Source organism: Streptomyces spinosus (genome assembly GCF_020400655.1).
Taxonomy (GTDB): Bacteria; Actinomycetota; Actinomycetes; order Streptomycetales; family Streptomycetaceae; genus Streptomyces; species Streptomyces argyrophylli.
Map to the genome: position 1 here is coordinate 1 of NZ_JAINRC010000088.1, position 232 is coordinate 232.

The 232-nt window shown below is 68.1% G+C and carries 1 pseudogene; it reads right to left on the reverse strand.

Features of this window, described 5'->3' with window-relative positions:
• A pseudogene (locus tag LG395_RS41045) lies at nucleotides 1-232 on the reverse strand (phosphocholine cytidylyltransferase family protein); the annotation flags it as partial.

Sequence of the window (232 nt, forward strand, 5' to 3'; positions counted from 1 at the left end):
ATCACGCTCGAAGGTCGTCCGCAGCGCGTCGGCCAGCTCCTGCGCCGCCTCGCCCTCGATCAGGGTGACGCCGATGTACTCACCGGTAGCCTCCGCCGGGTCCATCAGCTTGGTGATCCTGCGGACACCCTTGACGGGGTCCACGACGACCTTCATCTCCTCGTCGGCCAGGCTCTTCACCGTGTCCAGGGCGAGGATGATCCGCTTGCCCTCGCCCCGCGCGGCCAGAAGG